Source organism: Mycobacterium kyogaense (genome assembly GCF_003254575.1).
GTDB lineage: Bacteria > Actinomycetota > Actinomycetes > Mycobacteriales > Mycobacteriaceae > Mycobacterium > Mycobacterium kyogaense.
On record NZ_QJUA01000022.1, the window covers coordinates 40,295 to 63,938 of the forward strand.

Below are 23,644 nucleotides of genomic sequence, written 5' to 3' on the forward strand. Positions count from 1 at the left end.
CGGCTGGAGAGCAACGTGCACAGCGTTCACTTGATCGCGAGATTGATGAGGATGACCGCCACGCCCAGCGCGGTGTTCCCGAGTCCTACGACACAGGCTCCCCAGCGCGAGTAACCGCTGATTCGGCCGGCCACCACACCCCAGCCGAAGAGCAACGCCGCATTCACGAGCAGTGCGGTGGAGGTGTAGCCGATCGACAGGGAACCATCTGCGTTCACGACGTCGTCGCGCCAGCCCGTCAGGTGGGCGGCCCACAGCACCAGCAGCGTGGGAACCGATGCGAGGACCATGGGGACGCCGGCCATCATGAACGAGCGCAGGTCTTTCCAGAAACCCGTTGTCGCGCTGACCTGGTGCGCCGACACGTGGAGCCCGTAGCTGCGGGTGACCGCGGCGATGCCGACGCTGGCGGCCACCCACGCGGCGGAGTAACCGGCGGACTGCCCGGTGGGGATCGCGGCAAGCGTGGCACTGGCGAAGACCGTCCCGATCACGCCTCCGTAGACATCATTCGACGTCAACGACCGCGATACCGAATTGCGTTCGGGCTGGGTTGATGTGGCGGGACCGTTTGCGTGATCGGTGTGGACAGCGGTCACGAGGTCATTCCGTCCTGGTTAGCGGCATACACGTGTCCGGTGTCGAGGTGCAGCGACTCGACGAGGCGCCGATACAGAGAGCAGCGCTCGATCAGGTCGCGGTGTCTCCCGCGATCGACGATGTGTCCGCGATCCATGACGACGATGCTGTCGGCGTCGATCACGGTCGACAGGCGATGGGCGATGGTGACGACTGCCCGCCGACTCGCGTAATCGCGAATGACAGCATGGACTGCGGCCTCAGAGAGCCCGTCGATCTGAGCGGTCACTTCGTCGAGGAGCAGCACGTCGGGTTCGGCCAGGAGCGCTCTTGCCAGCGCGACGCGCTGACGTTGCCCGCCTGAGATGGTCACCGCCGCGACGTCGGTGTCCAGCCCGTTGTCGAGACTGTCCACCAGGTCCGTGAGGAGCAGCTGCTGCACGACATCGTCGATATCCGATTGCGACGCCTGCGGATTCGCGAAGATGAGATTGTCGCGAAGGGTGCCGGGCAGTAACGGACTGTCCTGTTCGACATAGCCGAGCCGCGAGCGGACCGAGGCGACGCCCAGATCCGAGTAGGCGGTTGCGCCCATCCGCAGCTCGCCGGATTCGGGTGTGATGAATCCGAGCATGAGCGCGAACAGCGTCGTCTTTCCTGCGCCGGATGGGCCGACGACGGCCGTGTGACCCCGCTGCGGTACCACGAGACTCGCGTCGCGAAGGACCACCGGACCGCCCCTCGTATAGCGGGCAGTGACCCTGTCCAGCGCGATCGCCGGCGCATCACCGCTCTGCGAGGTGGCGCGCGCGTCGACAGACGACTGCTCGAGCGCCAACGACCGGACGTCCCGTATCCGACCCGCGGCGGCGACACCTGCCTGCAGCGTGGTCAGATGGTGGCTCAGTTCCATCGTCGGGCCGAGCAGGCCCACCGCGTACAGCAGGAAAGCCACCAGTGTCGGCATATCGAGCCGGTTCGTGGCCACGAGATATGCACCGCCACAGACGATCACGAGGGTGGCGGCCTGAATCCCGGAGAACGCGACGCTCCACGTCAACGCTTCGCGCCGGACGGCGCGCAAGCTGTGTCGTCTCGACTGTTGGGCGATTTCGACGAGACTGTTCGATTGCCGATCCTCGGCTCCGGCCACCTTGACGGTTTTGACGGCCCGCAGTGTCGTCTCGAGATGACCGCCGAGGTCGCCCAGTGACCGCTGCGCATCCTCCTGCGCCTGACCGATCGCGGGCATGAGCACCGCGAAGAACGCGGCAATCAGCACGATCGTGACGACCGTGACCGAGGCCAGCACCGGGCTGAGGTACACCATCAGGGCCAGCGTTCCGACCACGGTGATGACGCCGTTGACGAGTCCGACCGCACTCGACGAGGTCGCCTCACGCAGGAGCACCGTGTCGCTCGTCACCCTCGTCACCAACTCGCCGTTGGACCGCTTCTGTAGCGGTAACACGCGCGCCCGCAAGAACCGCTGGATCATGCCCTGCCTGGCGTCGAACACGACGTCCTCGGCCAGCGTCCCGAGGAGGACCCATTGCCGCCAGCTCAGGAGGGTGCCCACCACGATCACACCGGCGAGCAGCAGTGCCGGAGTGGTGAAAGCCTCTGCGCTCTTGCCGATTGCGTCCAACACCCTCCGCGTGACGAGTGGGGTCGCCAGCTCGGCGGCCGACACCCCGAGGCCCAATAACAGGGCGACGGCAAGCTTGCCTCGGTGAGGGCGCGCGAACTCCCACAGCACCGACAGTCTCGTGGGCTGAGACTGAGCGCGCGCGTCAGCGATGCCGGTGTCGATCATCCACATATTAGGACATAGTTGTCCGATTTTCGTCAAATGATGTCCGATTGGCCGGCCGACGGGGATCATTGTCGGTATGAGCTCGACCGCACGTCCCCTGCGTGTTCGCGACCGCACCCGAGCGGCGCTGATGTCGGCGGCCATCGAGGTGCTGACCGACAACGTGGCAGCGTCGATGGGCGAGATCGCCACGGCGGCCGGCGTCGCGCGAAGCACTCTCAATCGCTACTTCCCCGACCGCGCGGCGCTGATCGAGGGAATAGAGGCGTATGTCGAGTCCCAGTACGAGGAGGCCGTTCGGGAAGCTCGCACTTCGGACGGCGTGGGCTTGGCGGCCTACCTTCGGATCGTCGACGAGATGCTCGAACGACTCGACAGCCTCGGCTGGTGGATGCGCGGAAACGAGGACTACGACCTCGATGAATTCGACTGCGAGGCAGATCAAGGCATCATCGCCGTCATTCAGCGCGGCCACGACGACGGCACGATCGACCCCCTTTTCACGCCGACCTTCATGGTCGGGGCCACCTGGTCGCTGCTCACCGCAGCACATTACGACGTGCGACGCGGCAAGCAATCCCGCGCCGAAACCCGCGACCAGTGCCGTCGCGCGCTGGCCAAAATCGCTGAGAAACGTTCGCGCAGCAGCGATATTGCTTCCCGAGGTTTGACGACCAGCGTTTGAGCGCGTGTGACTTGTCGGGCGAAGTGGCCACGCATTGAGTCCTGCACCGTGACCGCCGCGCTTCTCATCATCACCGGACCGGCCTTGATCGGGGCGCGGGACGCCTGCTGCGCACGAACGGTGCGTAGTGGCCGACATGACCACCGCCGTGGTGACGTCGACCATCACCGCGTTGGCGAGCGGGACGCTCTTGCAACCCGGGTTCGCGTGGTTGCCCCACCGACGGGTGGCCGATCTTCGCGATCGGTCAGTGGCGCGTCGATGCCGATTGACAGGGCGCGCGCATATCAGCTCATCCCTGGCTGCGGTTCCATTCGATCCACCCGATACCGCTGCGGCCGTCGTCGGTCATGACCGGTCCCCACGACCGCGGGAACCGGCTCAGCCTCCCGTCGGGAGAGGTCAGCAACACCGGCGCGTGGCCGGCCGGAGTGATCGTCGCGATCAGCCCGTCGTAGTCCACCACCGCAGAGACAGGGAGTTCGTCATCCCAGACCGTCTCGCGCGCTTCGACTTTGGTGAGCTCGACCAACGCCTCCCCGGCATGCTGCCGATATCCCACCGACAACGCAGGAGCGCCGGGGATGCGTATGTCCACTCCGTGAAGGTGGGTGCCGTCGTCGAGATGGATCGCGCTCCACACCCAGTCCATCCCCCACCAGTCGCGTGACGCCCACGAATGGTCGCGCTGTCCGGCGACGTCGGTGATGGTGTAGGAGTGCCCATCGGCGGTGACCGTGCCCGATACCCGGCACGGGATCTCGTACCGCGGCGACACCCGGTATTGAAAGGGCGTTCCGTCGCTGGTCCATTCCAGGTCCACGGCGACATCGACGGTTCGACCGGCCTCGCCGCGCAGCAGCGCTGCCGGATCGTCGTGGGCCTGTCCGCGGCCCTGGAGCGAAACACGAAAGCGGACCAGCGGTTCAGCGATCTCCATCGTGAGCTGCGCACCGTCGGCAGCGACCCGGGTGTGACTGTTGGGCAGCGGCGCCTCGAAGTCGAGCACGGCGATGGTCGGCCGGCCCGGGCCGCACAGCAGACCGTTGACCCAGGCGTGGCCCTGATTGGGGATGAGGCCGAGCCGGAACCAGCCACCTGCGTTCTGGTCCGCATCGGCGAAGTCGAAGTACCAGCTCTCGCTCCACAACGGCTCATCTGTCGGCGTGTGCCGGTCTTCGTCGGATGCATTCGGCTGCAATGGTTCCGGCGTCGACGGCGGTGGCAGCAGGGAGAGCGCATCGGTGTCGATCACGTGCTGACAGTGCCGGGCGATCATGGCCATGAACATCTCGTCACCACGGGCGGTTCGTTCCACCAGCATCGGTGACACGATGGCCATCAGAACCCCGAAGAAGCTCTGCCGCCGCACCCCCTCGCGCACATCGTCCAGCGAGACGCCGGAGGATGTGCCGAGGGCATCGTGGTATGCGGCGAGCAGCCCGTCGTAGCGCGCGCGACGCTCCTCGACGGGCAGCGCACAGCCGAGGAAGTAGGCGACGTCGGTGAACGCGGGCCCCCAGGTCACCGTCTGCCAGTCGACGACGGTCAACGGCCGATCTGCGCCCGGTTCGCCGAAAAGCATGTTGTCGAGCCGGTAGTCACCGTGCACCAGCCCGCGCCGACCGCTTGCACCCTCGCCGGCCATGAACGCATCGAATGCCGCGATGAAGCGCTCGCAGACCTCGCGATGTTCTGGCGCCACCTGGTCGGCATAGCGGTCGATGAAGCCCGCGTACAGCGCGCTCATCAGGCCCTGATTCACGGGTGATTCCCGGTTGAGCCATGCCGCGTCGGCGAGCGCCTCGTCACCCAACAGCGGACCGTGCACCAGACCGAGTTGTCGCATCGCCAGCTCCGCCTGATCCGCAGTGGCACCCTGGATCTCGTCCCCCACAGTTGCCGGAGCGGCGTCGTCGAGCAGCAGATCGAACACGCCCGTCGCGCCGTCATAGGCCGCGTGATGGCAGGATGCGACCGGGCCGCCCAGGCCCGGTGCGACGTCGGTGTAGAAGCGCACCTCACGTTCGTAGAGCCCCATCGCCAGGCCGGTCTGGCGGCTACTCGGGTCGGCGGCGGCGACCTTCAGGACCACCGACCGCGGCCCGTGCTCACCGTCGGCGTACTCCAACTGCAGTCGGTAGCACTCACTCATCTGCCCGGTGCCGATGCGGGCGACCGAAAAGCTCGACACGTCACGCCCGAGGACGGCGCTGAGCCAGTCGACGGTCAGATCGGCAGGGCTTTCCACGAGCGGTTGCGACGTTGACACCCGGCCAACGTATAGCAGCGGGGCCGTCGCGAAGAGCACATCCGACAAACAAATTGACGGCCGTCAACTCGATGACGGGAAGCTGTGGCAACCTGATCATGATCGCCCGGGGCGCGCGGGCCGAAAACGGGTATAGGGCGCGTCGTGGAACCGGAGGGCAGATGAAGGTATTGATCACCGGCGGCACCGGCTTCGTCGGTGCGTGGACGGCGAAGGCGGCGCAAGATGCCGGGCATCAGGTGCGCTTCCTGGTGCGCAACGCAGGCCGGCTGGCCACCAGCGCGGGAAAGATCGGCGTCGACATCGACGATCACGTGCTCGGTGACATCGCCGATGGCGAGAGCACCGCGGCGGCCCTCGAGGGATGCGACGCCGTGATCCACTGCGCGGCCATGGTCTCGACCGACCCCAGCCGGGCTGACGAGATGCTGCACACCAACCTCGAAGGCGCGCGCAACGTCCTCGGTGGCGCGGCGGCCGCGGGGATCGATCCGATCGTGCACGTCTCGAGCTTCACGGCACTGTTCCGCCCCGACCTCGACGTGTTGCACGCCGACCTCCCGGTGGTCGGCGGCAGCGACGGCTACGGCCGCTCGAAGGCAGCCGTCGAGGCGTACGCGCGGGGCCTGCAGGACGCCGGCGCGCCGGTGAACATCACCTACCCCGGCATGGTGCTGGGTCCGCCCGCAGGTGATCAGTTCGGCGAGGCGGCCGAAGGGGTCGAGGCGTCGGCCAAGATGCACGCCGTGCCGGGTCGCGGCGCCGGCTGGATCGTGATCGACGTGCGCGACCTGGCCGACCTGCACGTCGCGCTCCTCGAACCGGGCCGCGGACCGCGCCGCTACATGGCCGGCGGTCAGCGGGTCTCGGTGGACCAACTCGCACAGATGATCGGCCGCGCCACCAACCGCACACTCGCGGTGGTCCCGGTGCCCGATGTCGCGCTGCGCAGCGCGGGCCGCATCTTCGACGTCGTCGGACCGTTTCTGCCGTTCGAGACGCCGATCAATTCCGCAGCCATGCAGTACTACACACAGATGCCGGCCTCCGACGACGCACCGAGCACGCGCGATTTCGGACTGCACTGGCGCGATCCGGCCGAGACGATCGCCGACACCGCCGAAGGGCTGCGTCAGGTCGGGCGGCTCTGAGGGGAGTCGAGCACCCCGCCGAGCACCAGGTCCGCGAGCTTCGCGGCTGCGTCGTCGAGGGCGGTCACCTTGCGCACACACACCGCGTACCAGGCCGCTCCGGCGATGACGTCCATGACCGTGTCGGCGTCGACGCCGGGTCGAGCGGCTTCGGACCGCACCAGTTGTTCGGCGAGGTTGCGGCGAGCCGCAGCTTCCAGCCGGTCGTTGATCAGTCTGCGCATCGCCGGCTCCAGCCTCAGATCCTGAAGTAAGCCCGGAACAGCCTCGCGCACAACAGGATCGGCATACATGACGAGCGCGCCTCGGCACAGCCGGGTGATCTCCGCCGCCAGGTCATCCTCTTGGGGTGCCGCGCCGAGATCCGGAAACGCCGCCTCGTGAATGAGGTGCGCCTTGGTGCGCCAGCGGCGGTAGATGGCCGGCCGGCTCACCTTGGCGGTTGCCGCGATCAGGTCGATGGATGTCGCCGCGTAACCGCGCGTCACCAACAGTGCGCGAGCGGCCTCGAGAACGGACGCGTCGATCGCCGGGTCGCGGCGTGACCCATGGTGTCGCCGTGCACCGGACGCCGCTCCGTTCACGAAAACCCCTTCTTTGTCGCCAATTGTCGATACAGTGTGTCACGACTCAGGGGGTTCGATGACGGACACTGGACAACTCGCGGGCGTCGGCGAGGACGGACTTCATCTCTACACATGCCCCCTGTGTGAAGCCATGTGCGGCTTGAAGATTCAGGTCGCACAGGGACGTGTCAGCGAAGTCCGACCCAACCGCGACGATGTCTAGAGCCGCGGGCACATCTGCCCCAAGGGTGCCTCGCTGGGCGCGGTGCACGATGATCCCGACCGGATCCGCGCGCCCATGATCAAGGTCGACGGGCTGTGGTACGAGGTGGATTGGCCGACTGCGTTCGCGCGCTGCACCGAACTGCTCGCACCTGTCATCGCCGAACACGGAATCGGGGCCGTCACGGCCTACACGGGCAACCCATTGGCCCATTCGTTCTCGCTGGCGCGCTACGCCGGAGTGCTGCTCGGACTTTCGGGCATGCCACTGACCTACTCGCCCGGCACGGTCGACCAGTGGCCGAAAAACCTGTCCTCGCATCTGATGTACGGCGGCTGGTGGAGCTTCCCCGTGCCCGACATCGAGCGCACCGACCTCCTGGTCGTGATGGGCGCCAACCCCGCCGCGTCGCAGGGTTCGCTGCTGGCCGCGCCTGACGTCATGGGTCTCGTCGAGGCGGTGCGCCGTCGCGGCACGGTGATCGTCATCGACCCCGTCCGCACCCGCACCGCCGAACGCGCCGACGAATGGCTGCCCATCACCCCGGGTACCGACGCCGCGCTGCTGCTGGCCGTGATGCACACGTTGTTCGCCGAGGATCTGGTGACACTCGGCGCGCTCGAACCGCACCTGGACGGAGTCGATACGCTGCGAACCCTCGCGGCCGACTGGCCCCCCGAGCGGGTAGCCGCGGTGACCGGGATCAGCGCCGACCGCATCCGCGAGCTCGCTCGCCAACTCGGCACCACACCCCGCGCGGTGGTCTACGGCCGAATCGGAACCTGCAACCAGGAATTCGGCAGCCTGGCGAGCTGGCTCGTCGACGTCGTCAACATCCTCACCGGACATTTCGACATCCCGGGCGGGGCCATGTTCCCCACCGCGGCGGCCTGGTCGGTGACGGTGCAACCCATCCCCGGCCTCGAGGACGGTGCCGCCGAATTCGGGCGCTATCGCACGCGAGTGCGCGGCGCCAAGGAGGTGTTGGGCCAGGTTCCGGTGTCGTGTCTGGCCGAGGAGATCGCCACGCCAGGCGAGGGCCAGATCAAGGCGCTGATCACCGTCGCCGGCAATCCCGTCCTGTCCACCCCGGCGGGAGATCGCCTCGACGACGCTCTCCCGCTGCTCGACGCGATGATCTCGATCGACCTGTGGCTCAACGAGACAACTCGCCACGCCGATGTGATCCTGCCCGGCCCGTCTCCCCTGGAGCAGCCCCACCACGACGATCTCATCCTGCACTTCGCCGTCAACAGCGTCGCCAATTACTCGCCGCCGGTGTTCGCCAAACCGGATCCGCAGGCACCCGACGAATGGGAGATCCTGATCCGTTTGACGGGCCTGTGCACCGGCACACCGGCCGAGGACGTCGACGTCGGCGCGATCGACGACGGTTTCTTCGACTACCTGTGCTTCACCCAGGGCCTCGACGGCGCCACGGTGCGGGCGCAGTACGAGCACGGTGGACCCGAGCGAATCCTGGACCTCACCCTGCGCACGGGCCCGTTCGGCGACCGCTATGGCGAGAATCCCGGCGGGCTCACCTTGGAGACGCTGAGACAACACCCGGACGGGATCAACTTCGGCCCGATGGTGCCCCGCGTTCCCGACGTCCTCGGAACCAGCGACCGAAAGATCCGGCTGGCACCCCCCTACCTGGTGGAGGACCTGCCACGACTCGCCCGCCGGCTGACCCGCGCGCCGGATGAACTTGTTTTGGTGAGCCGTCGCCACCTGCGCTCCAACAACTCGTGGTTGCACAACGTGGCACCGCTGATGAAGGGCCGCGATCGCTGCACGCTACTGATCCACCGCGACGACGCGGATCTGCGAGGCATTGCCGCCGGCGACATCGTCACCGTGACCTCCACCGGCGGCACCATCAACGCGCCTGCGGAGCTCACCGACGACATCAAACGCGGTGTGGTCTCGATGCCGCACGGCTGGGGTCACGGCAAAACGGGCACCCGGCTCGGCGTGGCCAACGACTCCCCCGGCGTGAACACCAATGTGCTCTCACCCGTGGACTTCTTGGACGAGCCGTCGGGTAACGGCGCCCTCAATGGGATTCCGGTGGAGGTCAGGCTCGCGCGCTGACCCTACGCAGCCGAAGGGCCCGCGCAGTCGCAGGTCCGACGATCCCATCGACCACCACACCGGGTGTGCGGCGCTGGAATTCCCTGACAGCCGCCTCGGTGTCGGGGCCGAAGACACCGTCGACCACGAGGTTGCCCGCGTAGCTCGCATAGGCCGCCTTCAGACGCCGCTGTAGTTCGGCCACCTGCGGGCCGCGAGATCCACGCTTCAGCAGTATGTCTGAATACTCGTCGTCGGGCGGTTCTGGTACGCCGCGATCCTCGGCGACGTCTCGGCGCAGGATGTCCATGTCGATGGCGCCGGGATCCCACTTGCCTTGGGCGCGGCCGGCGTACTCCTTGTGCCCGATGACCCTGTCGGCCGATCGACCCAGTCGCCGACAGATCGCGGCGCAGCTTCGTACCAGGGCGACGTACTGCGCGTCCGGCCAGTGCGTGCGATGCGGCGCCGACGGGCTCGTGCCGCTGTTGGCACACTCGATGCCGATCATGTGCCGGTTCGCACCGTTGACGGGCAACCAGGGATAGGAGCCCTCGCCGGCGTGCCAGGAGACGCCCGCCGCCACGACTGTCACCGCTCCGCTACGCGCGATGTGCAATGCGGACAGCGGACCCGGCAGATCGGGCCTACCGCGTGCGATGGACTCCGCGGTGGCACCGTCGGACCCCGTGTGGTGCACCATCACCCCGCGGATGTCGGCGAAATCGCCGTGACCGCGGTCGCGCCAGCCAGGCAACTCGCGTACGTCGAGGCCTTCGGCTCGCAACACGTCGGCGAGCCACAGCGGATCACCGCTCCACACCGCGGGCATCGGCGGCACCTCCCCTTCCCTGTCGACAGCGCCCCTATGCAACCAGACGTCCCACGTTTGGCCGGAGAGGGCGCGGGTAGTTCGACTCGGTGACGACAGAACCCGAAGACATCGAGAGCACGCCGGTCGTCGCGCGTGACACCTCGGCATCCCGCCACGAGGTGTGGGCGGTGATCGCCGACGGGTGGACGTATTCACAATGGGTGGTCGGTAACAGCCGCATGCGCGCCGTCGACGCCAACTGGCCTGCGCCGGGCAGCACCATCCACCACTCCATCGGCATCTGGCCTGTCGTGCTCAACGACAGCACCGTCGTCGAATCATGCGAGCCCGAAAGGGAACTCGTGCTGATCGCCAACGGACGTCCGTTCGGTAAGGCGCGGATCACCCTACGCCTGGCGGATATAGACGGCGGTGGCTGCCGCATCGAGATGGCCGAGGTACCGGTATCGCCGCCGCTGAGCTGGCTGCCCAAACAGGTGGCACTGACCGCGGCATTCCCCCGGAACCGAGAAACCACCTGGCGGCTGGCTGCGATGGCCGAGCGCCGCACCCGCGATGAGCGCTGAACTCTCGCGATCGGAGTCCGCCGACGCCGTAGTCATCGGCTCAGGACACAACGGGCTCGTCGCCGCCGCCATGCTCGCTGACGCGGGTTGGGACGTCATCGTCCTCGAGGCGCAGGACCGGCCCGGCGGCGCCGTGAAAAGCGCCGAGTTGACCCCGGGGTACATCAGCGATCTCTACAGCGCCTTCTATCCGCTGTCCGTCGCCTCCCCCGCACTCGCTGACCTCGCTCTCGAAGATCACGGCCTGCGCTGGAGTCACGCGCCGGCCGTCGTGGGCCACGCACGCAGCGCCGACGATGACGACGCCCCGGTGCTCTATCGCGACATCGACCGTACGGCAGCGGAATTCGAACGGCATCATCGTGGAGACGGGGACCGCTGGATCGCCGCCTGCGAGCAGTACCAGCGCATCAAGAAGCCGCTTCTGGACACGTTGTTCGCACCGTTTCCGCCGGTGCGCGGGCCCGCTGGGCTGCTGCGCCGGCTCGGCACCGCCGAGGCGCTACGGCTGTTGCACCTGCTGCTGTTGCCCGCGGGTGAGATGGCGCGACAGCTGTTCGACGGCGAGGCGGCCCAGCTGCTCTTGCTGGGCAACGCGATGCACGCCGACGTGCCCGTCGATGCGCCCGCCAGCGGCGTGATGGGATACCTCCTGTTGATGCTGGCCCAGGACGGCGGGTTCCCCGTGCCGGTCGGCGGCGCGGGTCAGCTGACCGAGGCACTGGTGCGGCGGGCCGTGTCAGCAGGAGCGCGCGTGTACTGCGGTCGCGAAGTCGACAGCATCGACGTGCGCGGTCATCGCGCGACCGCGGTGAACCTCGTCGACGGTGGTTTCATCCGCTGCCGTCGCGCCGTCATCGCGAACACCTCAGCGCCGCAACTGTATCGGCGCCTCCTCCCGGCGGACGTCCTGCCGCTCGGGCCGCAACGCCAATTGGATCGCTTCGTCTGGGACACCCCGGTTCTGAAGATCAACTACGCTCTCGACGCGCCGATCCCGTGGCGATCACGCAGCCTCGCGGGCGCGGGCACGGTCCACCTCGGCGCCGACCACGACGGTCTCATCCGCTGGATGGCCGACTTGAACACCTCGACCGTGCCGACCCAGCCGTTCATGCTGTTCGGTCAGATGACGACCGCTGATCCCACCCGATCTCCCGCGGGCACCGAGAGCTCCTGGGCCTACACCCATCTGCCTCGGGGCCGCAGCGACGACCGCAGCGCCGAACAGTTGGCCGAGGCCGTCGACGCTGTCCTGGAACGGCACGCCCCCGGCTTCACCGACCGAGTCGTCGGGAAAGTGATCCAGCGGCCATCGGATCTGGAACACAGCGACGAGAACCTCCATGCCGGGGCGGTCAACGGCGGCACGTCACAGCTGTTCCAGCAGTTGGTTTTTCGGCCCATTCCCGGGCAGGGCGGGCCGACCACGCCGATGGACAACGTCTTCCTCGGCAGCGCGGGCGCTCCGCCCGGTGGTGGCGTGCACGGCGTCTGCGGCCGCAATGCCGCGCGGGCGGCCCTGGCCGCCGACGGGGCCAAGGGCTGGCCACGCCGGCGTCTCAACCGGGCAGTGAGCGGGCTCCTGCTCGGCTGAAGCCCACCCGCCAGTGAGAAGCCACGGCTGTGAAATCGCCGATTTCACAGCCTGGAACGTCCCCCACAAGCGGGAGGTGCCCCCAATTCCGCGGGTTAGGGGCGGCCGCGCTTCGGCGTTTGGTTGGCGACGCCGTGGCGCAGCGGGGTGCCCGCCTCGGCGGCGGTCGAAAGCTGAACCGGCGAGCCACCTGGCGTGGCATCGATTGCCGGCGCGTTACCCGGATCGCCCGACGACGGTTGTGCGCCGTCATCGAGTTCTCGCATTCGAGCCTCCAGTATCTCCAGCACCGGGACGCGCGCGGCATGGCCTGCTTCGTGCGTGAGCAACGTTTCCAACGCATCTTTGTCCAAGGCGCGGATACGATGCCGGACATCGCCCAACGGCATCTGATCGAAATCCGGGAACGGCAGGTCGGTCATCGGCTCACTCCTACTCGACAACGGGGAACAGAGAGTCGCCATCTTCCGGGGCCCCGTCGATCTGCCCGTCGTGCTCACCGGGCTCGACGGGCGCAGCATCGCTCCCGAGCAATGGCTCATCACCACCGACACCATCTGCTGCATCGCGCAGATCGATGTCTGATTCGTCGACGTCAGGCACCTCCTCGGCGAGGCGCTGGTCCAGGCTTTCGCCCTGACGTTGCTCCTCGGCCGACATACCGAACTTGTCGACGCCGCTCCAGTCGTCAGGCGGGTCCACGACCTCGTCTCCGTCGGCGTTGCGCACGTCGTCGGAATCGGTACCCTCCATCGGGCTGAGCAGATCGTCACTACCGCCCAGGTCGTTGGCTGTGGTCTCTGTGGCGTCGTCAGTGCTCACCACTGATCTCCTCTCGCTGTCGTGTCCCCCAGCCATAGCCGGGAAGCGCACTCCCGAAACCGGTTGCAGCTCAGCGCCAGGCGCGCACGTCAGCGCTACGTCTTGTCCGGGTCGATGGCGTCCTTGAGCTTGCCCATCACACCCTTCTCCGTGCCGAACGCGGGCGTGCGCGGCTCCCCCATCGCCCCGTCATAGGTGCAGTACAGCTTCGGGTCCGGTGGCGGACCGGACTGCATGTCGCCCAGAGGTTGCGGATCAGCGAGGAACTTGCCGGTGTGACGGCCGTCCGGCAGCGGCCCGTGCGCCCACCGGCCCTTGTCGGCGTCCGCGCCGTCGGACAGGTGCCACAGGGTGCTGGCGTGCTCCTCGAACTCCTCGTCGAACAGGTCGTTGGGTGCCACGACGCCCTCCAAACCGTCAGCCTGCAACTCTTCGATGGCAGCCAGCCACATGTTCTGGTGGTAGGTGTCGCGCGCCAGATTGAACTTCAACATCGCCTTGACACCGGGATCGTTCGTCATGTGCCACAGCCGCGCGGTCTGCACCCGGCCCTGCGCCTCGGCGGCGACGTTGGCGTAGAAGTCAGCCAGCAGATTTCCTGACGCCACAATGAATTTCCCGTTCCAGGGCGACCCTTGGCTGTCCGACAGCGTCGGTGCGCCACCGGACATGATGGCCTGCTGCGGGTCCATTCCACCCATCACGGCCGCGACCACCGGATCGCCGAGAGCGTTCTCGGTGGCGTCGGTGGCCGGTGCGCCTTCGAGCAGCCGGGCACACATCGTCGCGATCATCTCGACATGGCCGATCTCCTCTGTCGCCACGTCCATGATCAGGTCTTTGTATTTGCCCTTCATGCGGCAGTTCCAACCCTGCATCAGGTACTGCATCGTCACGGTCATCTCGCCGAAGGCGCCACCGAGCAGTTCTTGCAGCCTGCGTGCGTAGACCGGGTCCGGCTTCTCGGGCTTGACGTCGAATTGCAGGTAATCGGTATGTCGGAACATCGAATCGACTCCACATCAAAAGGTCGGGTGAGCGTGGCCTGCCGGCGAGAGGGCGGCGCTGCGCCGGCGGTGGGGGCCAGATACCCGTGGTGAAGGCGCTAAACCGAATTCCCGCAGCCATTCCTGCAGCCGATGCCAGACGTTTGCGCGGCAGTCGCTCGGGTAGCGGACCGACGATGATGTCGACCCGAGGTGGCCCCATGAGAACCACGCTGATGCGTCCCCGGACGCCTGCACCGACCGTGGTGCCGATGATCTCCCCGGTGATGTCACTGTTGCAGGCGGTGGCTCGCGACGGCGCACAGCTCATTCCCGGAACCACAGGCTGCGGCATCACCCTGATGGCGAGCGACGGACGACGGATCACCTCGGCGGGCAGCGACCACGTCGCCGAGCGCCTCACCTCACTTCACGACCAGCACCCGAACAACCCCAGCGCCAGCGCGTGGGCCCACCGGTGTGTGCGACGGGCGCAGAGCTCCGTGACCCGCGCCGCGTGGGCCGGGTGGATGGCGCACGCCCGACGGCGCGGGGTGCGCTCGGTCGTCACCGCGCCACTCTGCGTTGCGGATCGCCGGCTGGGGACCGTGCTGTTGTACTCGACGACCAGGAACACCTTCCGCCGCGAGCACGACGGGGCACTCGCGGCGTTCGCCGAGGCGATCGCAATCGGCATCGACCATTGTCAGAGCGAGCAGAGCGGGACCGGGTGACCGTTGTCGCGTATCGCGCGTTGGCTACCGTCTGAAGGTATGCATCCCTTCCGCCAGGCCGTAGAGGCACGCGACGCGGCCGCCATCGAGGCGCTGCTCGCCGACGACGTCGTCTTCACCAGCCCAGTCGCGTTCAAGCCCTACCCCGGCAAGCCGATCACCGCAGCGATCCTGCGCGCGGTGATGCGGGTGTTCGTCGACTTCCGCTACATCAGGGAGATCGGCGACGCCACCAGCTCTGATCATGCGCTCCTGTTCGAGGCCACGGTCGACGGCAAGAAGATCACCGGCTGCGATTTCCTCCACGTCGACGAGAACGGTCTGATCGACGATCTGATGGTGATGGTGCGACCACTCTCGGGCGCCACCGCGCTGGCCGAAGCGATGGGTGCACAGTTCGACCGCATCCAACGCGAGGCAGCCGAGGCTCACTCCGATCCCGCGATCCACACGGACTGATGCTGCCCTCCGACAATCACGTGCACACCCGGTGGTCCTGGGACACTGCCGGCACCTCGACGATGGAGGCCACCTGCCGCCGAGCGGTCGAGCTGGGCCTGCCCGCGGTGGCGTTCACCGAGCACGTGGATTTCACCGCGTGGGGCGATGACGACGCCGCGACCCCGGGGATGGCGGTCGGTGACCGACCCCGCGTCGCGCCGCTCGACATCGACGGATATCTCGCCGACATCGCGGGGTGCCGCGAGATGTTTCCCGATCTGCGGATCCTGTCGGGGATCGAAGCTGGTGAGCCGCATTGGTTTTCCGGCAGTGTCGCCGCTGTCCTCGCCGCCGGTCGATTCGATCGGGTGCTGGGAAGTCTGCACGGGATCCCGGTGGCTGGGCGCCTCGAGGGGATCACCAGACGGTTGTTCGCCGAGCACGACCCTCACGAACTGGTGCGACGTTACTTCGCCGACATGGTCACGTTGATCGAGCGCTCAGATGTGTTCACCGTGCTCGCCCACTGCGACTATCCGCGCCGTTACTGGCCCGCCGACCGGGTCGGCGCCTACCGCGAGAAGGATTTCGAAGAGCACTACCGGACCGTCTTTCGTACCCTCGCCGGCACCGGCCGCGCGCTGGAGATCAACACCAAGTCGCCCTTGGCGTCCGTCGATCTCGTGCGGTGGTGGTGGCAGGAAGGCGGCGACGCGGTGTCGTTCGGCAGCGACGCCCATCAACCCGCGCACGTGGGCAATCGCTTCGACGTCGCGGTCGACATCGTGGAGGCAGCCGGATTCCGGCCAGGACGCGACCCTTTCGACTTCTGGCGGCGCTGACCGGTCAGCGTGTCAGCGCGGCGACGATGCTCTCGATCAGGTCGACGACGTCGTCGGGACGCGACAGCATCACCAGATGGGAGGAGTCGATCTCGGTGACCGTCGCGCCTGCCCGCTGATAACCGAACCGTTGCACGTCGGGATTGATCGCGGTGTCCGATGTGCAGACCACCGCCCAGGTGGGCCGTGACCGCCACGCGGCCACCGGCGCGGGCTCGCTGAATGCCACCGCGGCCAGCGGACGCTGGGAGACAGCGAGCACCGCCATCAGCTTCGGATCGACGTCCGCACCGACCACCGCCGCGAATCGGTCCGGGTCGACCGTGACATCGATTCCGTCGGAGCTGTCCCCCGTTGCCGGAAAGGGCCGCTGCACCAGCGCCGACGGCAGGTCGGAATCCGGGAAGCCGCCCTGCATCTGTGCGAGGCTCTCCCCTTCCTCCAGGGCGTAGCCCGCCAGATACAGCAGTCCGACCACGTTCTCGGCGTCACCGGCCACCGTGATGACCGCACCACCGTAGGAATGACCGACCAGAAGCACTGGGCCGTCGATGCTCTCGATCACGGCCCGAACCGACACCGCGTCACCGAGCAGGCTGCGGTTGGGCACTGCCACCGCGAGAACCGGCAGACCCCTCGCGAGCAGAGCGCTCGTGACAGGCGAGTAGCTCGATGCGTCGGCGAATGCGCCGTGGACGAGAACGACTGTGGGAGTGGACAACCGAACCTCCTGGGATCGAGGACGTGCGCGATCAGGACCGGATGAAGTCCAGCAGATCGGCGTTGATGACGTCGGCATGGGTGGTCGGCATACCGTGTGGATACCCCGCGTAGGTCTTCAGGGTTCCGTTGGGCAGGAGCTCGGCCGAGAGCGGCCCCGCGTCGGCGTAGGGCACCACCTGGTCGTCATCGCCGTGCATGACCAGTACGGGCAGTGTGATCTGCCGCAGATCCTCGGTGAAGTCGGTCTGGGAGAAGGCGACCACGCCGTCGTAGTGCGCGATCGCGCCGCCCATCATGCCCTGTCGCCACCAGTTGGCGATCACCGCTTCGATCGGTTCCACTCCATCGCGATTGAACCCGTAGAACGGGCCTTCGGGCACTGCCCGGTAGAACGCGGACCGGTTGGTCGCGACCTGCGTCTGGAAATCATCGAACACCGACTTGGGCAACCCGCCGGGGTTGGCCTCGGTCTGCACCATCAGCGGCGGGACCGCGGCGATCAGCGCCGCCTTCGCCGCGCGGTCCTGACCATGGCGGGCCAGGAAGCGCACCACTTCGCCACCGCCGGTGGAATGCCCGACGTGGATTGCGTCGCGCAGGTCGAGATGCTGTACGACAGCCGCGAGATCGTCGGCGTAGTGGTCCATGTCGTGACCGTCGCCGACTTGGCTCGAGCGGCCGTGCCCACGGCGGTCGTGTGCGATGACGCGGCAACCGTGGCCGAGGAAGAACATCATCTGGGCGTCCCAGTCGTCCGCCGACAGTGGCCAACCGTGACTGAACACGATCGGCTGCCCCGACCCCCAATCCTTGTAGAAGATGTCGACTCCATCGGATGTGGTGATGATCGGCATTGACGTCCATTTCGTCGGTGTGGTCGATGGCCTTTCTGCATTAAACCCTTTCTGAGTTCGGCACGCTGCGAGCCCGTCATTGACGATTCCTATGGGAACCACGACGGCGAACTATGACCGCAGGATCACCTCACCCACCTTCGGCGGTCACCCCGAGTACCTTCTCTGACATGGCATCGCACCCGTTGACGATCATGTTCTGGCCGGAGTCGGCCTACGGACCGACAAATCAGTGCATCGGCCTGGCATCGATCCTGCGCGATCGCGGCCACCGGATCGTCTTCGCCGCCGAATCGTCGTGGGCCGGAAAGATCGCGCCGTTCGGCTTCGTAGAGGAGCTCGTCGACCTGGCCGAGCCCTCGTCTGATGCGGCCGAGGACGACGCCGGCGCCTTCTGGACCCAGTTCATCGCCGAGACTGCGCCCGAGTTCCGCAAGCCGACGATCGAACAGCTCGCCACTTTCATCCAGCCCACGTTCCAGGCCCTCATCGACGGCGCCCGGTACTGCGAACCACGATTGCGCGAGATCATCGCCGCGCACCGTCCCGACGTCATCGTCGAGGACAACGTCGTGCTCTTCCCGGCGCTGGCCACCGCGGGCGTTCCGTTCGTCCGGGTCGTGTCGTGCAGCCCGTTGGAGGTTCCCGGCCCCGATGTACCGCCCCCCTTCTCGGGGCTGCCCAGCGGCGATCCCGCGCAATGGCGTTCCTACCGTGAGGAATTCGAGAGGACGCTGCGCCCGATGTGGGCCGACTTCGACGCCTGGGTACGGGAACAGGGCGCCGCGGCCCTGCCCGACCTGGAGTTCATGCCACGCGACAACGCGGCCAACCTGTACGTCTATCCGGCCGAAGCCGACTACGTGGATCTGCGCCCGCTGGGTGATACCTGGACACGCATGGACTCCAGCGTCCGCAAAACCGACGAGGCCTACGCGGTGCCTGCCGAGGTGGCCGACCGGCCGGCCGACAGCGCACTGATCTACCTGTCCCTGGGGTCTCTCGGCGGTGCTGATGTCGCCCTCATGCAGCGGCTCGTGGACGTCCTCGGCACCACCCGCCACCGCTACATCGTCAGCAAGGGCCCGCAGGCTGATCGAATAGCTTTGGCCGACAACATGGTCGGTGCGCAGATGCTGCCGCAGACCAAGGTCATCCCCCAGGTCGACCTCGTCATCTCACACGGCGGGAACAACACCGTGACAGAGACGCTGCACTTCGGCAAGCCGCTGATCGTGCTTCCCCTGTTCTGGGACCAGTACGAGAACGCCCAGCGCATAGACGAACTCGGCTGGGGTGTCCGACTGGACACCTACGGCTTCGCCGACGACGAGCTCACCGACGCCGTGGAGCGCCTTCTCGACAACACGGCGCTGCGGGAGCGCCTCGCCGGGCTCGGCGCCGCGATTCGGCAGCGGGACGGGTTGCGGGTCGGCGCGGATGCCATCGAGAGAGTGGGGGCACGGGTGGGTAGCACGCACCCACCCGTTCGATGACATCTGCGCCGCCGGTGGACTGGTTGGACCTGTCGGACGGGCATCGACTCGCCATCGTGGCTGCCGGGTCCGCCCGCTCGGCGCTCCCGATGGCCCGGCGTGGCGGTTGGCACCGCGCGCGCCCCGGCGAGGGCGCGTCTACGGCGTTGCTGAGAGTGCTTGCCGCACAACCGGGAGACCGTCAGATCGGACGTTTCCACGTCCGGTCGTGGGCGGCTCGCACACTCGAGGGCGAACGCGCGATGAACGTGGACCAGACGAACGAGTCCGTGATCGTCGGCGACCAGGCTGTGGTGAAGTGGGCGGTGCATCTGCAGGATGGCCCACATCCGGCGCCCCAGCGCATCACCACACTGCGGGACGCCGGCTTCACGGGAATACCGCAGCCGTGGGGCGTGATCACCTGGCAGGCTCCCGACGGGGAGGAGACGGTGACCGCGTACGTCGACGAGTACCTGCCCGGTGCGGTGGACGGATGGACCTGGGCGGTGGAGATGATGACCGCCGCGACACGTGACGCCGAGCCCGGCGCGACTGCGGCGACCGCACGTCAGCTCGGCGTGCTCGTCGCCGACATGCATTCCGCGCTCGCCGTCACCGCATCGACCGCCACCTCCGCCGATGCGCACCGGTGGCACATGGCCGCCACCGCGACGCTCGAAACGGCCTGTGCCATAACCGGATCGGCGAGTGCTGAGGTGCTGCGAGCACATCGAGCGCAGGTGGCCGAAGAACTCGCGCTGCTCGCGTCACTGACGGGCGCGGCGGTACTGGACGGGCACGGCGATCTCCACGTCGGCCAGGTGCTGCGCAGCGAAGAGAAGCTGTTCGTCACCGATTTCGACGGCAACCCTGTGCTCACCGCCGCGGAGCGGATGTACCCCATTCCGGCGGTCGTCGACGTCGCAGGAATGGTGCAGTCGCTGGCCCACGTCGCCATCGTGGCCCGTCGATACACCACGCTGGACCCCGGCGCGCTGCACGCGGTGGAAGCGGCGACACGACGCGTCTTCGTGCAGGCCTACACCACCCGACTGACCGCCGGCGGGCACGGAGATCTTTTCGACCCGCGCCCGCTGCGCGCGCTGCGCCTGGTGCAGGTCATGCGGGACATGATCTATGCGGCACAGCATCTTCCACGCTGGATGTATGTCCCCGATGCCGCCCTGCCCGCCCTGCTCGACGACGAGGAGCGACTGTGAAACCCGATGCCTTCATGACCGATCTGACGCGCAAGCCCGAGGTCCTGGCGCGCCTGGCCCCGATGCTGGCGGAAGGGAACCCGTGGGAGCGCGTGGTCCCCGCCGATACCGAACGGGTCGTGTTCATCGGCATGGGTTCGTCGAACTATGCGGGCGCGGTGGCCGCGGCCCGGTTGCGAGCGCGCGGCATCACTGCGGTCGCCGAACTCGCATCGTCGGCACTGTTGCCCGACTGGGGCCCGCGGACGCTGGTCGTCGCGACGTCAGCAAGCGGCGGATCCGCCGAGACGTTGGATGCCTTGACACGCCTACCCGGAGGTGCCGCCACCGTGGCGCTGACGAACACACCGGGCTCCCCACTCACCGAGCGCTGCGATGCGGTCGTCACGCTCGAGGCCGATGTCGAGCGCGGTGGAGTGGCATGCCGCAGCTATCAGCACACCCTGGCCGTGCTGATGGCCCTCGAATGTCACCTGCTCGGCACCGACACCACTGCGCTCGCGGCCACGATCGACAGTGCCGCCGCCGCGAGCACCTACCTCCTGGACAGCGAATCTTCCTGGCTTCCCGAGGTTTCCGAGCTGCTCCTCGGCCCGTCGGGTAGTCACCTCGCCGCGCCCGCGCACCGCTTGTGCTCGGCCCAGCAGGGCGCCCTGATGGTGCGCGAAGGACCGCGTCTGCCCGCCGCGGCGTGCGAGACCGGCGACTGGAGCCACGTCGACGTCTACCTCACCAAGACCACCGACTACCGGCTGCTGATCTTCGCCGGTTCCCCGTGGGAGGCGCAGCTGGCCGAGTGGACCACCGCGCGGGGCAGCACCGTGGTCGCGGTCGGTGGGGACGTCCCCGGCGCACAGTATGTGCTCCGCTACCCGGGCGACTCTGACGACGACGTCGCTCTGCTCACCGAAGTACTGGTGCCCGAGATGGTCGCGGGCCGTCGGTGGCAACAGATCACTCAGGAGACCGTTGACTGAGAAGAGCCACAGCCTCCGACTGATACGCGTGCTCCGCCCACTGCAGCGGCGTGGTCCCGAAGCGGTCGTCGACTGCGGACGGGTCCGCGCCGGCGGCGAGTAGCCGCTCGATGAGTGCGAGATTCCCCTCCCAGGCGGCGTGGTGCAGCGGTGTGGCTCCGGACTCGTCGCGCTCGTTCGGATCATCGGGAAACTGCTGGTCGGCTATCTCGACGCCGGACACGTCGATGCCGTGACGCTCGAGAAGTGCCAGCCTGTCGGCGAAGCCGTGGTCGGCCGCCCAGTGCACCTGGCGGCGCCACATCTGCTCTCGCGACTCCATGGCGACCCCGAGCCGACGCTCCCAGGGACTCGGACCCGAGGTGGCCAGGCCGTGATCGAACAGCACCTCCAGATGCGAGTCGTCGGGCCGGAACATCCTGTTGTACAACGCCTGCTGATCAGCAGGATGGGCGCCACGATCCAGCAGCAGCGTGGCGAGCGCGGTGGCGTACCGGTGACGCGGTTGCCGTCGCGGCCCCTGCTCCCCTTCCCCGAAGACGCCGGTGAGCGCGGTGAACGGCGGCGCTATTCCCCGCCACAGGTAGCCGGTGTTCGGGTCCGCGCCTGCATCGAGCAACAGCGTTGCGGCAGCGAGGATCTCCTCGCGGGTCCGGTCCACCGGGAGTCGGGAGTAACACAGGTACATCAGTGGCGTCCAGCGCAACGGCCCCCCGGCCTCGCGCGCCGCAGCGGCATCGGCGCGCAAGTGGCGTCGCACCGCGTCGCAGTCTGCTGCCGCCGCCGCGGCCCACACATGCTGGGCCGGCATCGCGGGCGCCGCTGCGAGAATGTCGGCCGCCTGCGCCCACCGGGGCGGAGCATCGTCGCCGGTGTACACCAGCACCGCCATGGCGCAGAATCTGTCAGCCGCATCGAGAGAGCTGTCGTCGACGCCGCTGGGATCGACACCCAAGGCGCCGGCCGCCTCGAGGTAGTGGACGAGGTCCGGCCATCCGGGGAATCCGTACCGGCGGGCCAGCGCCACCTGCGCGTCGTGCAGCGCCACATGCGGCAACACCACGTCGGGACGCGGATGGTGACGGCGGATGAACGCCTCGGCGTCAGCATCGCCCGCGCGGGCGCGCCGTTGCAGGTCGCGGGCGTCCGAGCGCAGCCGGGGCAACGAGGGATTGTCGGGCAGTGCGCTGGCCATGGCAGCCTCCTCTCGAGAGGCCCGGCGTCCGCGAGGTCGGGCACAGAGAAGAGGTGGGCCGAAACTGGTCGTTCTGCAGGGAGGCTGAGCCTCTTCGGGCGGACACCGGGCGGTCCTGCGCGCCCGGCGTCAGCCTACCGCTGCCGTACACCGGATCACCACCGGGCGCCAAACATAGGTTAGCCTCACTTATGTGTCGCATTCCTACGCTTCCGTCGTCGACACGCGGACGCTGAGCAGCCGGCTGCGGCGCGTCGTGCTGCACGTCGACGATCCCGACGCCCTCGATGTCAGGCCCGACGCCGACTCCGCGGTCGGGGTCTACTTCTCCCCGGGAGACCACCCTCACGGTGAAGGACGCAACTACTCCGTTCGCCACCGAGACGGTGCCCTACTGACTCTCGACATCGCCCTGCACCGTCAGGGCCCCGGCTCATCGTGGGCCAAGACCGCAGCTCCCGGCCATCGCGTCGTTCTCGATCACGCCAGGGCGTGGTACCGGCCGCCGACGGGCACTCGGTGGCAGCTCGTGGTCACCGACCTGTCCGGACTTCCGGCGGCGGCTCGCATCATCGAGGAAATGCCCACCGGTGGAGCGGCGATCGTCATCGCCGAGGTGCCGGCGGCAGACGATCTCGACTACCTGCCCCGGCGCGACGATGTCTCCGTCCTGCCGCTCATCGGCACCGGCAACGGCACGTGCCCCAGCGCGCTGGCGGCCGCGGTACGTGACATCTCGATGCCGGCCGGGCCGGGATACTGCTGGTTCGCCGGCGAAGCCGCAGAGTCCCGGGCAGTACGCAAAGACCTGCGCGCGCGGGGATGGCATCGCGACCGCTATGACATCACCGGTTATTGGCGGGTCGACTCCGAGGCCTGGGACGCGCGGTTCGCCGAGACCGGCGAGGAGGCGATGGTCGTCTACGAGCGTGCGCTGGCGGCGGGAAAAGACGAGAAGCTCGCCTTCGAAGAATTCGACGACATCTGCGAACGGATCGGGCTCTAG

At 67.7% G+C, this 23,644-nt stretch carries 22 protein-coding genes and 1 pseudogene; 12 read left to right on the forward strand and 11 right to left on the reverse strand.

Translation table 11 applies throughout. The annotated features are described in order from the left end of the window. Positions 1-26: 26 nt before the first annotated feature. Both DMB80_RS16010 and DMB80_RS16015 read right to left on the reverse strand, forming a co-directional pair. A complete protein-coding gene (locus DMB80_RS16010; RefSeq protein ID WP_111510754.1) occupies positions 27-494 on the reverse strand; it encodes a hypothetical protein in 468 nt (155 codons plus the stop codon). Positions 495-595: 101 nt separating this feature from the next. Continuing rightward, entirely contained in the window at positions 596-2,395 is a 1,800-nt protein-coding gene (locus DMB80_RS16015; protein WP_111510787.1) for an ABC transporter ATP-binding protein, read from the reverse strand. Between the two features lie 76 nt (positions 2,396-2,471). Here DMB80_RS16015 and DMB80_RS16020 point away from each other — a divergent pair, with 76 nt between their 5' ends. Continuing rightward, complete coding sequence (locus DMB80_RS16020; protein ID WP_111510755.1) at positions 2,472-3,080, forward strand: TetR/AcrR family transcriptional regulator; 609 nt, start codon at positions 2,472-2,474, stop codon at positions 3,078-3,080. A gap of 292 nt (positions 3,081-3,372) precedes the next feature. Here DMB80_RS16020 and DMB80_RS16025 read toward each other — a convergent pair whose 3' ends face one another. Next, the gene (locus tag DMB80_RS16025) at positions 3,373-5,352 is read right to left on the reverse strand and encodes a DUF7064 domain-containing protein (protein ID WP_111510788.1); all 1,980 of its coding nucleotides are present in this window, start codon (positions 5,350-5,352) and stop codon (positions 3,373-3,375) included. Positions 5,353-5,513: 161 nt separating this feature from the next. Between DMB80_RS16025 and DMB80_RS16030 the strand changes: the two genes are divergently transcribed. Then, complete coding sequence (locus tag DMB80_RS16030) at positions 5,514-6,503, forward strand: NAD-dependent epimerase/dehydratase family protein (protein ID WP_111510756.1); 990 nt, start codon at positions 5,514-5,516, stop codon at positions 6,501-6,503. Here the strand turns inward: DMB80_RS16030 and DMB80_RS16035 are convergent. After that, the gene (locus DMB80_RS16035; protein ID WP_111510757.1) at positions 6,485-7,087 is read right to left on the reverse strand and encodes a TetR/AcrR family transcriptional regulator; all 603 of its coding nucleotides are present in this window, start codon (positions 7,085-7,087) and stop codon (positions 6,485-6,487) included. The two genes, DMB80_RS16030 and DMB80_RS16035, sit on opposite strands and share 19 nt — an antisense overlap. A gap of 58 nt (positions 7,088-7,145) precedes the next feature. Between DMB80_RS16035 and DMB80_RS16040 the strand changes: the two are divergent. Beyond that, positions 7,146-9,389 (forward strand): annotated as a pseudogene (locus DMB80_RS16040) (molybdopterin-dependent oxidoreductase). Here DMB80_RS16040 and DMB80_RS16045 read toward each other — a convergent pair. Next, positions 9,373-10,200, reverse strand: coding sequence for a peptidoglycan recognition protein family protein (locus tag DMB80_RS16045; protein WP_111510758.1), 828 nt, complete (start codon positions 10,198-10,200; stop codon positions 9,373-9,375). The pseudogene DMB80_RS16040 and the gene DMB80_RS16045 overlap by 17 nt on opposite strands. Before the next feature lie 89 nt (positions 10,201-10,289). On the opposite strand from DMB80_RS16045, the gene DMB80_RS16050 reads away from it, so the two are divergent. Both DMB80_RS16050 and DMB80_RS16055 read left to right on the forward strand, forming a co-directional pair. Further along, a complete protein-coding gene (locus tag DMB80_RS16050) occupies positions 10,290-10,769 on the forward strand; it encodes an SRPBCC family protein (protein WP_111510759.1) in 480 nt (159 codons plus the stop codon). Further along, the gene (locus tag DMB80_RS16055) at positions 10,759-12,366 is read left to right on the forward strand and encodes a phytoene desaturase family protein (RefSeq protein ID WP_111510760.1); all 1,608 of its coding nucleotides are present in this window, start codon (positions 10,759-10,761) and stop codon (positions 12,364-12,366) included. Before DMB80_RS16050 ends, DMB80_RS16055 begins: the two co-directional genes overlap by 11 nt. A gap of 95 nt (positions 12,367-12,461) precedes the next feature. On the opposite strand, the gene DMB80_RS16060 is transcribed toward DMB80_RS16055, so the two are convergent. From DMB80_RS16060 to DMB80_RS16070, 3 genes are all read right to left on the reverse strand, one after another. Further along, the gene (locus DMB80_RS16060; protein ID WP_111510761.1) at positions 12,462-12,788 is read right to left on the reverse strand and encodes a DUF8129 domain-containing protein; all 327 of its coding nucleotides are present in this window, start codon (positions 12,786-12,788) and stop codon (positions 12,462-12,464) included. A gap of 10 nt (positions 12,789-12,798) precedes the next feature. Further along, positions 12,799-13,188, reverse strand: coding sequence for a hypothetical protein (locus DMB80_RS16065; protein ID WP_162938555.1), 390 nt, complete (start codon positions 13,186-13,188; stop codon positions 12,799-12,801). A gap of 95 nt (positions 13,189-13,283) precedes the next feature. Continuing rightward, the gene (locus tag DMB80_RS16070; RefSeq protein WP_111510762.1) at positions 13,284-14,195 is read right to left on the reverse strand and encodes a manganese catalase; all 912 of its coding nucleotides are present in this window, start codon (positions 14,193-14,195) and stop codon (positions 13,284-13,286) included. 200 nt (positions 14,196-14,395) lie between these two features. On the opposite strand from DMB80_RS16070, the gene DMB80_RS16075 reads away from it, so the two are divergent. From DMB80_RS16075 to DMB80_RS16085, 3 genes are read left to right on the forward strand one after another with little or no spacing between them, the layout of a single operon-like run. Then, positions 14,396-14,908 carry a GAF domain-containing protein gene (locus DMB80_RS16075; protein ID WP_162938556.1) on the forward strand — a complete coding sequence of 171 codons (513 nt, stop codon included), beginning with the start codon at positions 14,396-14,398 and terminating at the stop codon, positions 14,906-14,908. 39 nt (positions 14,909-14,947) lie between these two features. Then, positions 14,948-15,367 carry a nuclear transport factor 2 family protein gene (locus DMB80_RS16080; protein ID WP_111510764.1) on the forward strand — a complete coding sequence of 140 codons (420 nt, stop codon included), beginning with the start codon at positions 14,948-14,950 and terminating at the stop codon, positions 15,365-15,367. Then, positions 15,367-16,191 carry a PHP domain-containing protein gene (locus DMB80_RS16085; protein ID WP_111510765.1) on the forward strand — a complete coding sequence of 275 codons (825 nt, stop codon included), beginning with the start codon at positions 15,367-15,369 and terminating at the stop codon, positions 16,189-16,191. The genes DMB80_RS16080 and DMB80_RS16085 overlap by 1 nt, the downstream gene beginning before the upstream one ends. 4 nt (positions 16,192-16,195) lie before the next feature. Here the strand turns inward: DMB80_RS16085 and DMB80_RS16090 are convergent, their stop codons facing one another. Together DMB80_RS16090 and DMB80_RS16095 are read right to left on the reverse strand one after the other, a co-directional pair. Further along, complete coding sequence (locus tag DMB80_RS16090) at positions 16,196-16,912, reverse strand: alpha/beta hydrolase (protein ID WP_240431221.1); 717 nt, start codon at positions 16,910-16,912, stop codon at positions 16,196-16,198. 31 nt (positions 16,913-16,943) lie between these two features. Then, positions 16,944-17,768 carry an alpha/beta fold hydrolase gene (locus DMB80_RS16095; RefSeq protein WP_111510767.1) on the reverse strand — a complete coding sequence of 275 codons (825 nt, stop codon included), beginning with the start codon at positions 17,766-17,768 and terminating at the stop codon, positions 16,944-16,946. A gap of 170 nt (positions 17,769-17,938) precedes the next feature. On the opposite strand from DMB80_RS16095, the gene DMB80_RS16100 reads away from it, so the two are divergent. The 3 genes from DMB80_RS16100 to DMB80_RS16110 are packed head-to-tail and all read left to right on the forward strand — an operon-like array spanning position 17,939 to position 21,443. Beyond that, positions 17,939-19,264 carry a glycosyltransferase gene (locus tag DMB80_RS16100; RefSeq protein WP_111510768.1) on the forward strand — a complete coding sequence of 442 codons (1,326 nt, stop codon included), beginning with the start codon at positions 17,939-17,941 and terminating at the stop codon, positions 19,262-19,264. After that, a complete protein-coding gene (locus DMB80_RS16105; protein ID WP_111510769.1) occupies positions 19,261-20,466 on the forward strand; it encodes a glucosamine kinase in 1,206 nt (401 codons plus the stop codon). Before DMB80_RS16100 ends, DMB80_RS16105 begins: the two co-directional genes overlap by 4 nt. Then, entirely contained in the window at positions 20,463-21,443 is a 981-nt protein-coding gene (locus tag DMB80_RS16110; RefSeq protein ID WP_111510770.1) for an SIS domain-containing protein, read from the forward strand. Before DMB80_RS16105 ends, DMB80_RS16110 begins: the two co-directional genes overlap by 4 nt. Here the strand turns inward: DMB80_RS16110 and DMB80_RS16115 are convergent. Beyond that, on the reverse strand, positions 21,421-22,638 hold the full coding sequence (locus DMB80_RS16115) for an ankyrin repeat domain-containing protein (RefSeq protein WP_111510771.1): 1,218 nt from the start codon (positions 22,636-22,638) through the stop codon (positions 21,421-21,423). The two genes, DMB80_RS16110 and DMB80_RS16115, sit on opposite strands and share 23 nt — an antisense overlap. A gap of 193 nt (positions 22,639-22,831) precedes the next feature. On the opposite strand from DMB80_RS16115, the gene DMB80_RS16120 reads away from it, so the two are divergent. Then, positions 22,832-23,644: a siderophore-interacting protein gene (locus DMB80_RS16120; RefSeq protein WP_111510772.1), complete on the forward strand. Its 813-nt coding sequence runs from the start codon at positions 22,832-22,834 to the stop codon at positions 23,642-23,644.

What these genes read in the sequence shown, in the direction of transcription:
- DMB80_RS16100 (WP_111510768.1), top strand. Translation starts at nt 17,939, where the DNA reads ATGGCATCGCACCCGTTGACGATCATGTTCTGGCCGGAGTCGGCCTAC.
- DMB80_RS16045 (WP_111510758.1), bottom strand. Translation starts at nt 10,200, where the DNA reads ATGCCCGCGGTGTGGAGCGGTGATCCGCTGTGGCTCGCCGACGTGTTG.
- DMB80_RS16060 (WP_111510761.1), bottom strand. Translation starts at nt 12,788, where the DNA reads ATGACCGACCTGCCGTTCCCGGATTTCGATCAGATGCCGTTGGGCGAT.
- DMB80_RS16115 (WP_111510771.1), bottom strand. Translation starts at nt 22,638, where the DNA reads ATGGCCAGCGCACTGCCCGACAATCCCTCGTTGCCCCGGCTGCGCTCG.
- DMB80_RS16105 (WP_111510769.1), top strand. Translation starts at nt 19,261, where the DNA reads ATGACATCTGCGCCGCCGGTGGACTGGTTGGACCTGTCGGACGGGCAT.
- DMB80_RS16085 (WP_111510765.1), top strand. Translation starts at nt 15,367, where the DNA reads ATGCTGCCCTCCGACAATCACGTGCACACCCGGTGGTCCTGGGACACT.
- DMB80_RS16075 (WP_162938556.1), top strand. Translation starts at nt 14,396, where the DNA reads ATGAGAACCACGCTGATGCGTCCCCGGACGCCTGCACCGACCGTGGTG.
- DMB80_RS16020 (WP_111510755.1), top strand. Translation starts at nt 2,472, where the DNA reads ATGAGCTCGACCGCACGTCCCCTGCGTGTTCGCGACCGCACCCGAGCG.
- DMB80_RS16015 (WP_111510787.1), bottom strand. Translation starts at nt 2,395, where the DNA reads ATGATCGACACCGGCATCGCTGACGCGCGCGCTCAGTCTCAGCCCACG.
- DMB80_RS16080 (WP_111510764.1), top strand. Translation starts at nt 14,948, where the DNA reads ATGCATCCCTTCCGCCAGGCCGTAGAGGCACGCGACGCGGCCGCCATC.
- DMB80_RS16030 (WP_111510756.1), top strand. Translation starts at nt 5,514, where the DNA reads ATGAAGGTATTGATCACCGGCGGCACCGGCTTCGTCGGTGCGTGGACG.
- DMB80_RS16095 (WP_111510767.1), bottom strand. Translation starts at nt 17,768, where the DNA reads ATGCCGATCATCACCACATCCGATGGAGTCGACATCTTCTACAAGGAT.
- DMB80_RS16070 (WP_111510762.1), bottom strand. Translation starts at nt 14,195, where the DNA reads ATGTTCCGACATACCGATTACCTGCAATTCGACGTCAAGCCCGAGAAG.
- DMB80_RS16055 (WP_111510760.1), top strand. Translation starts at nt 10,759, where the DNA reads ATGAGCGCTGAACTCTCGCGATCGGAGTCCGCCGACGCCGTAGTCATC.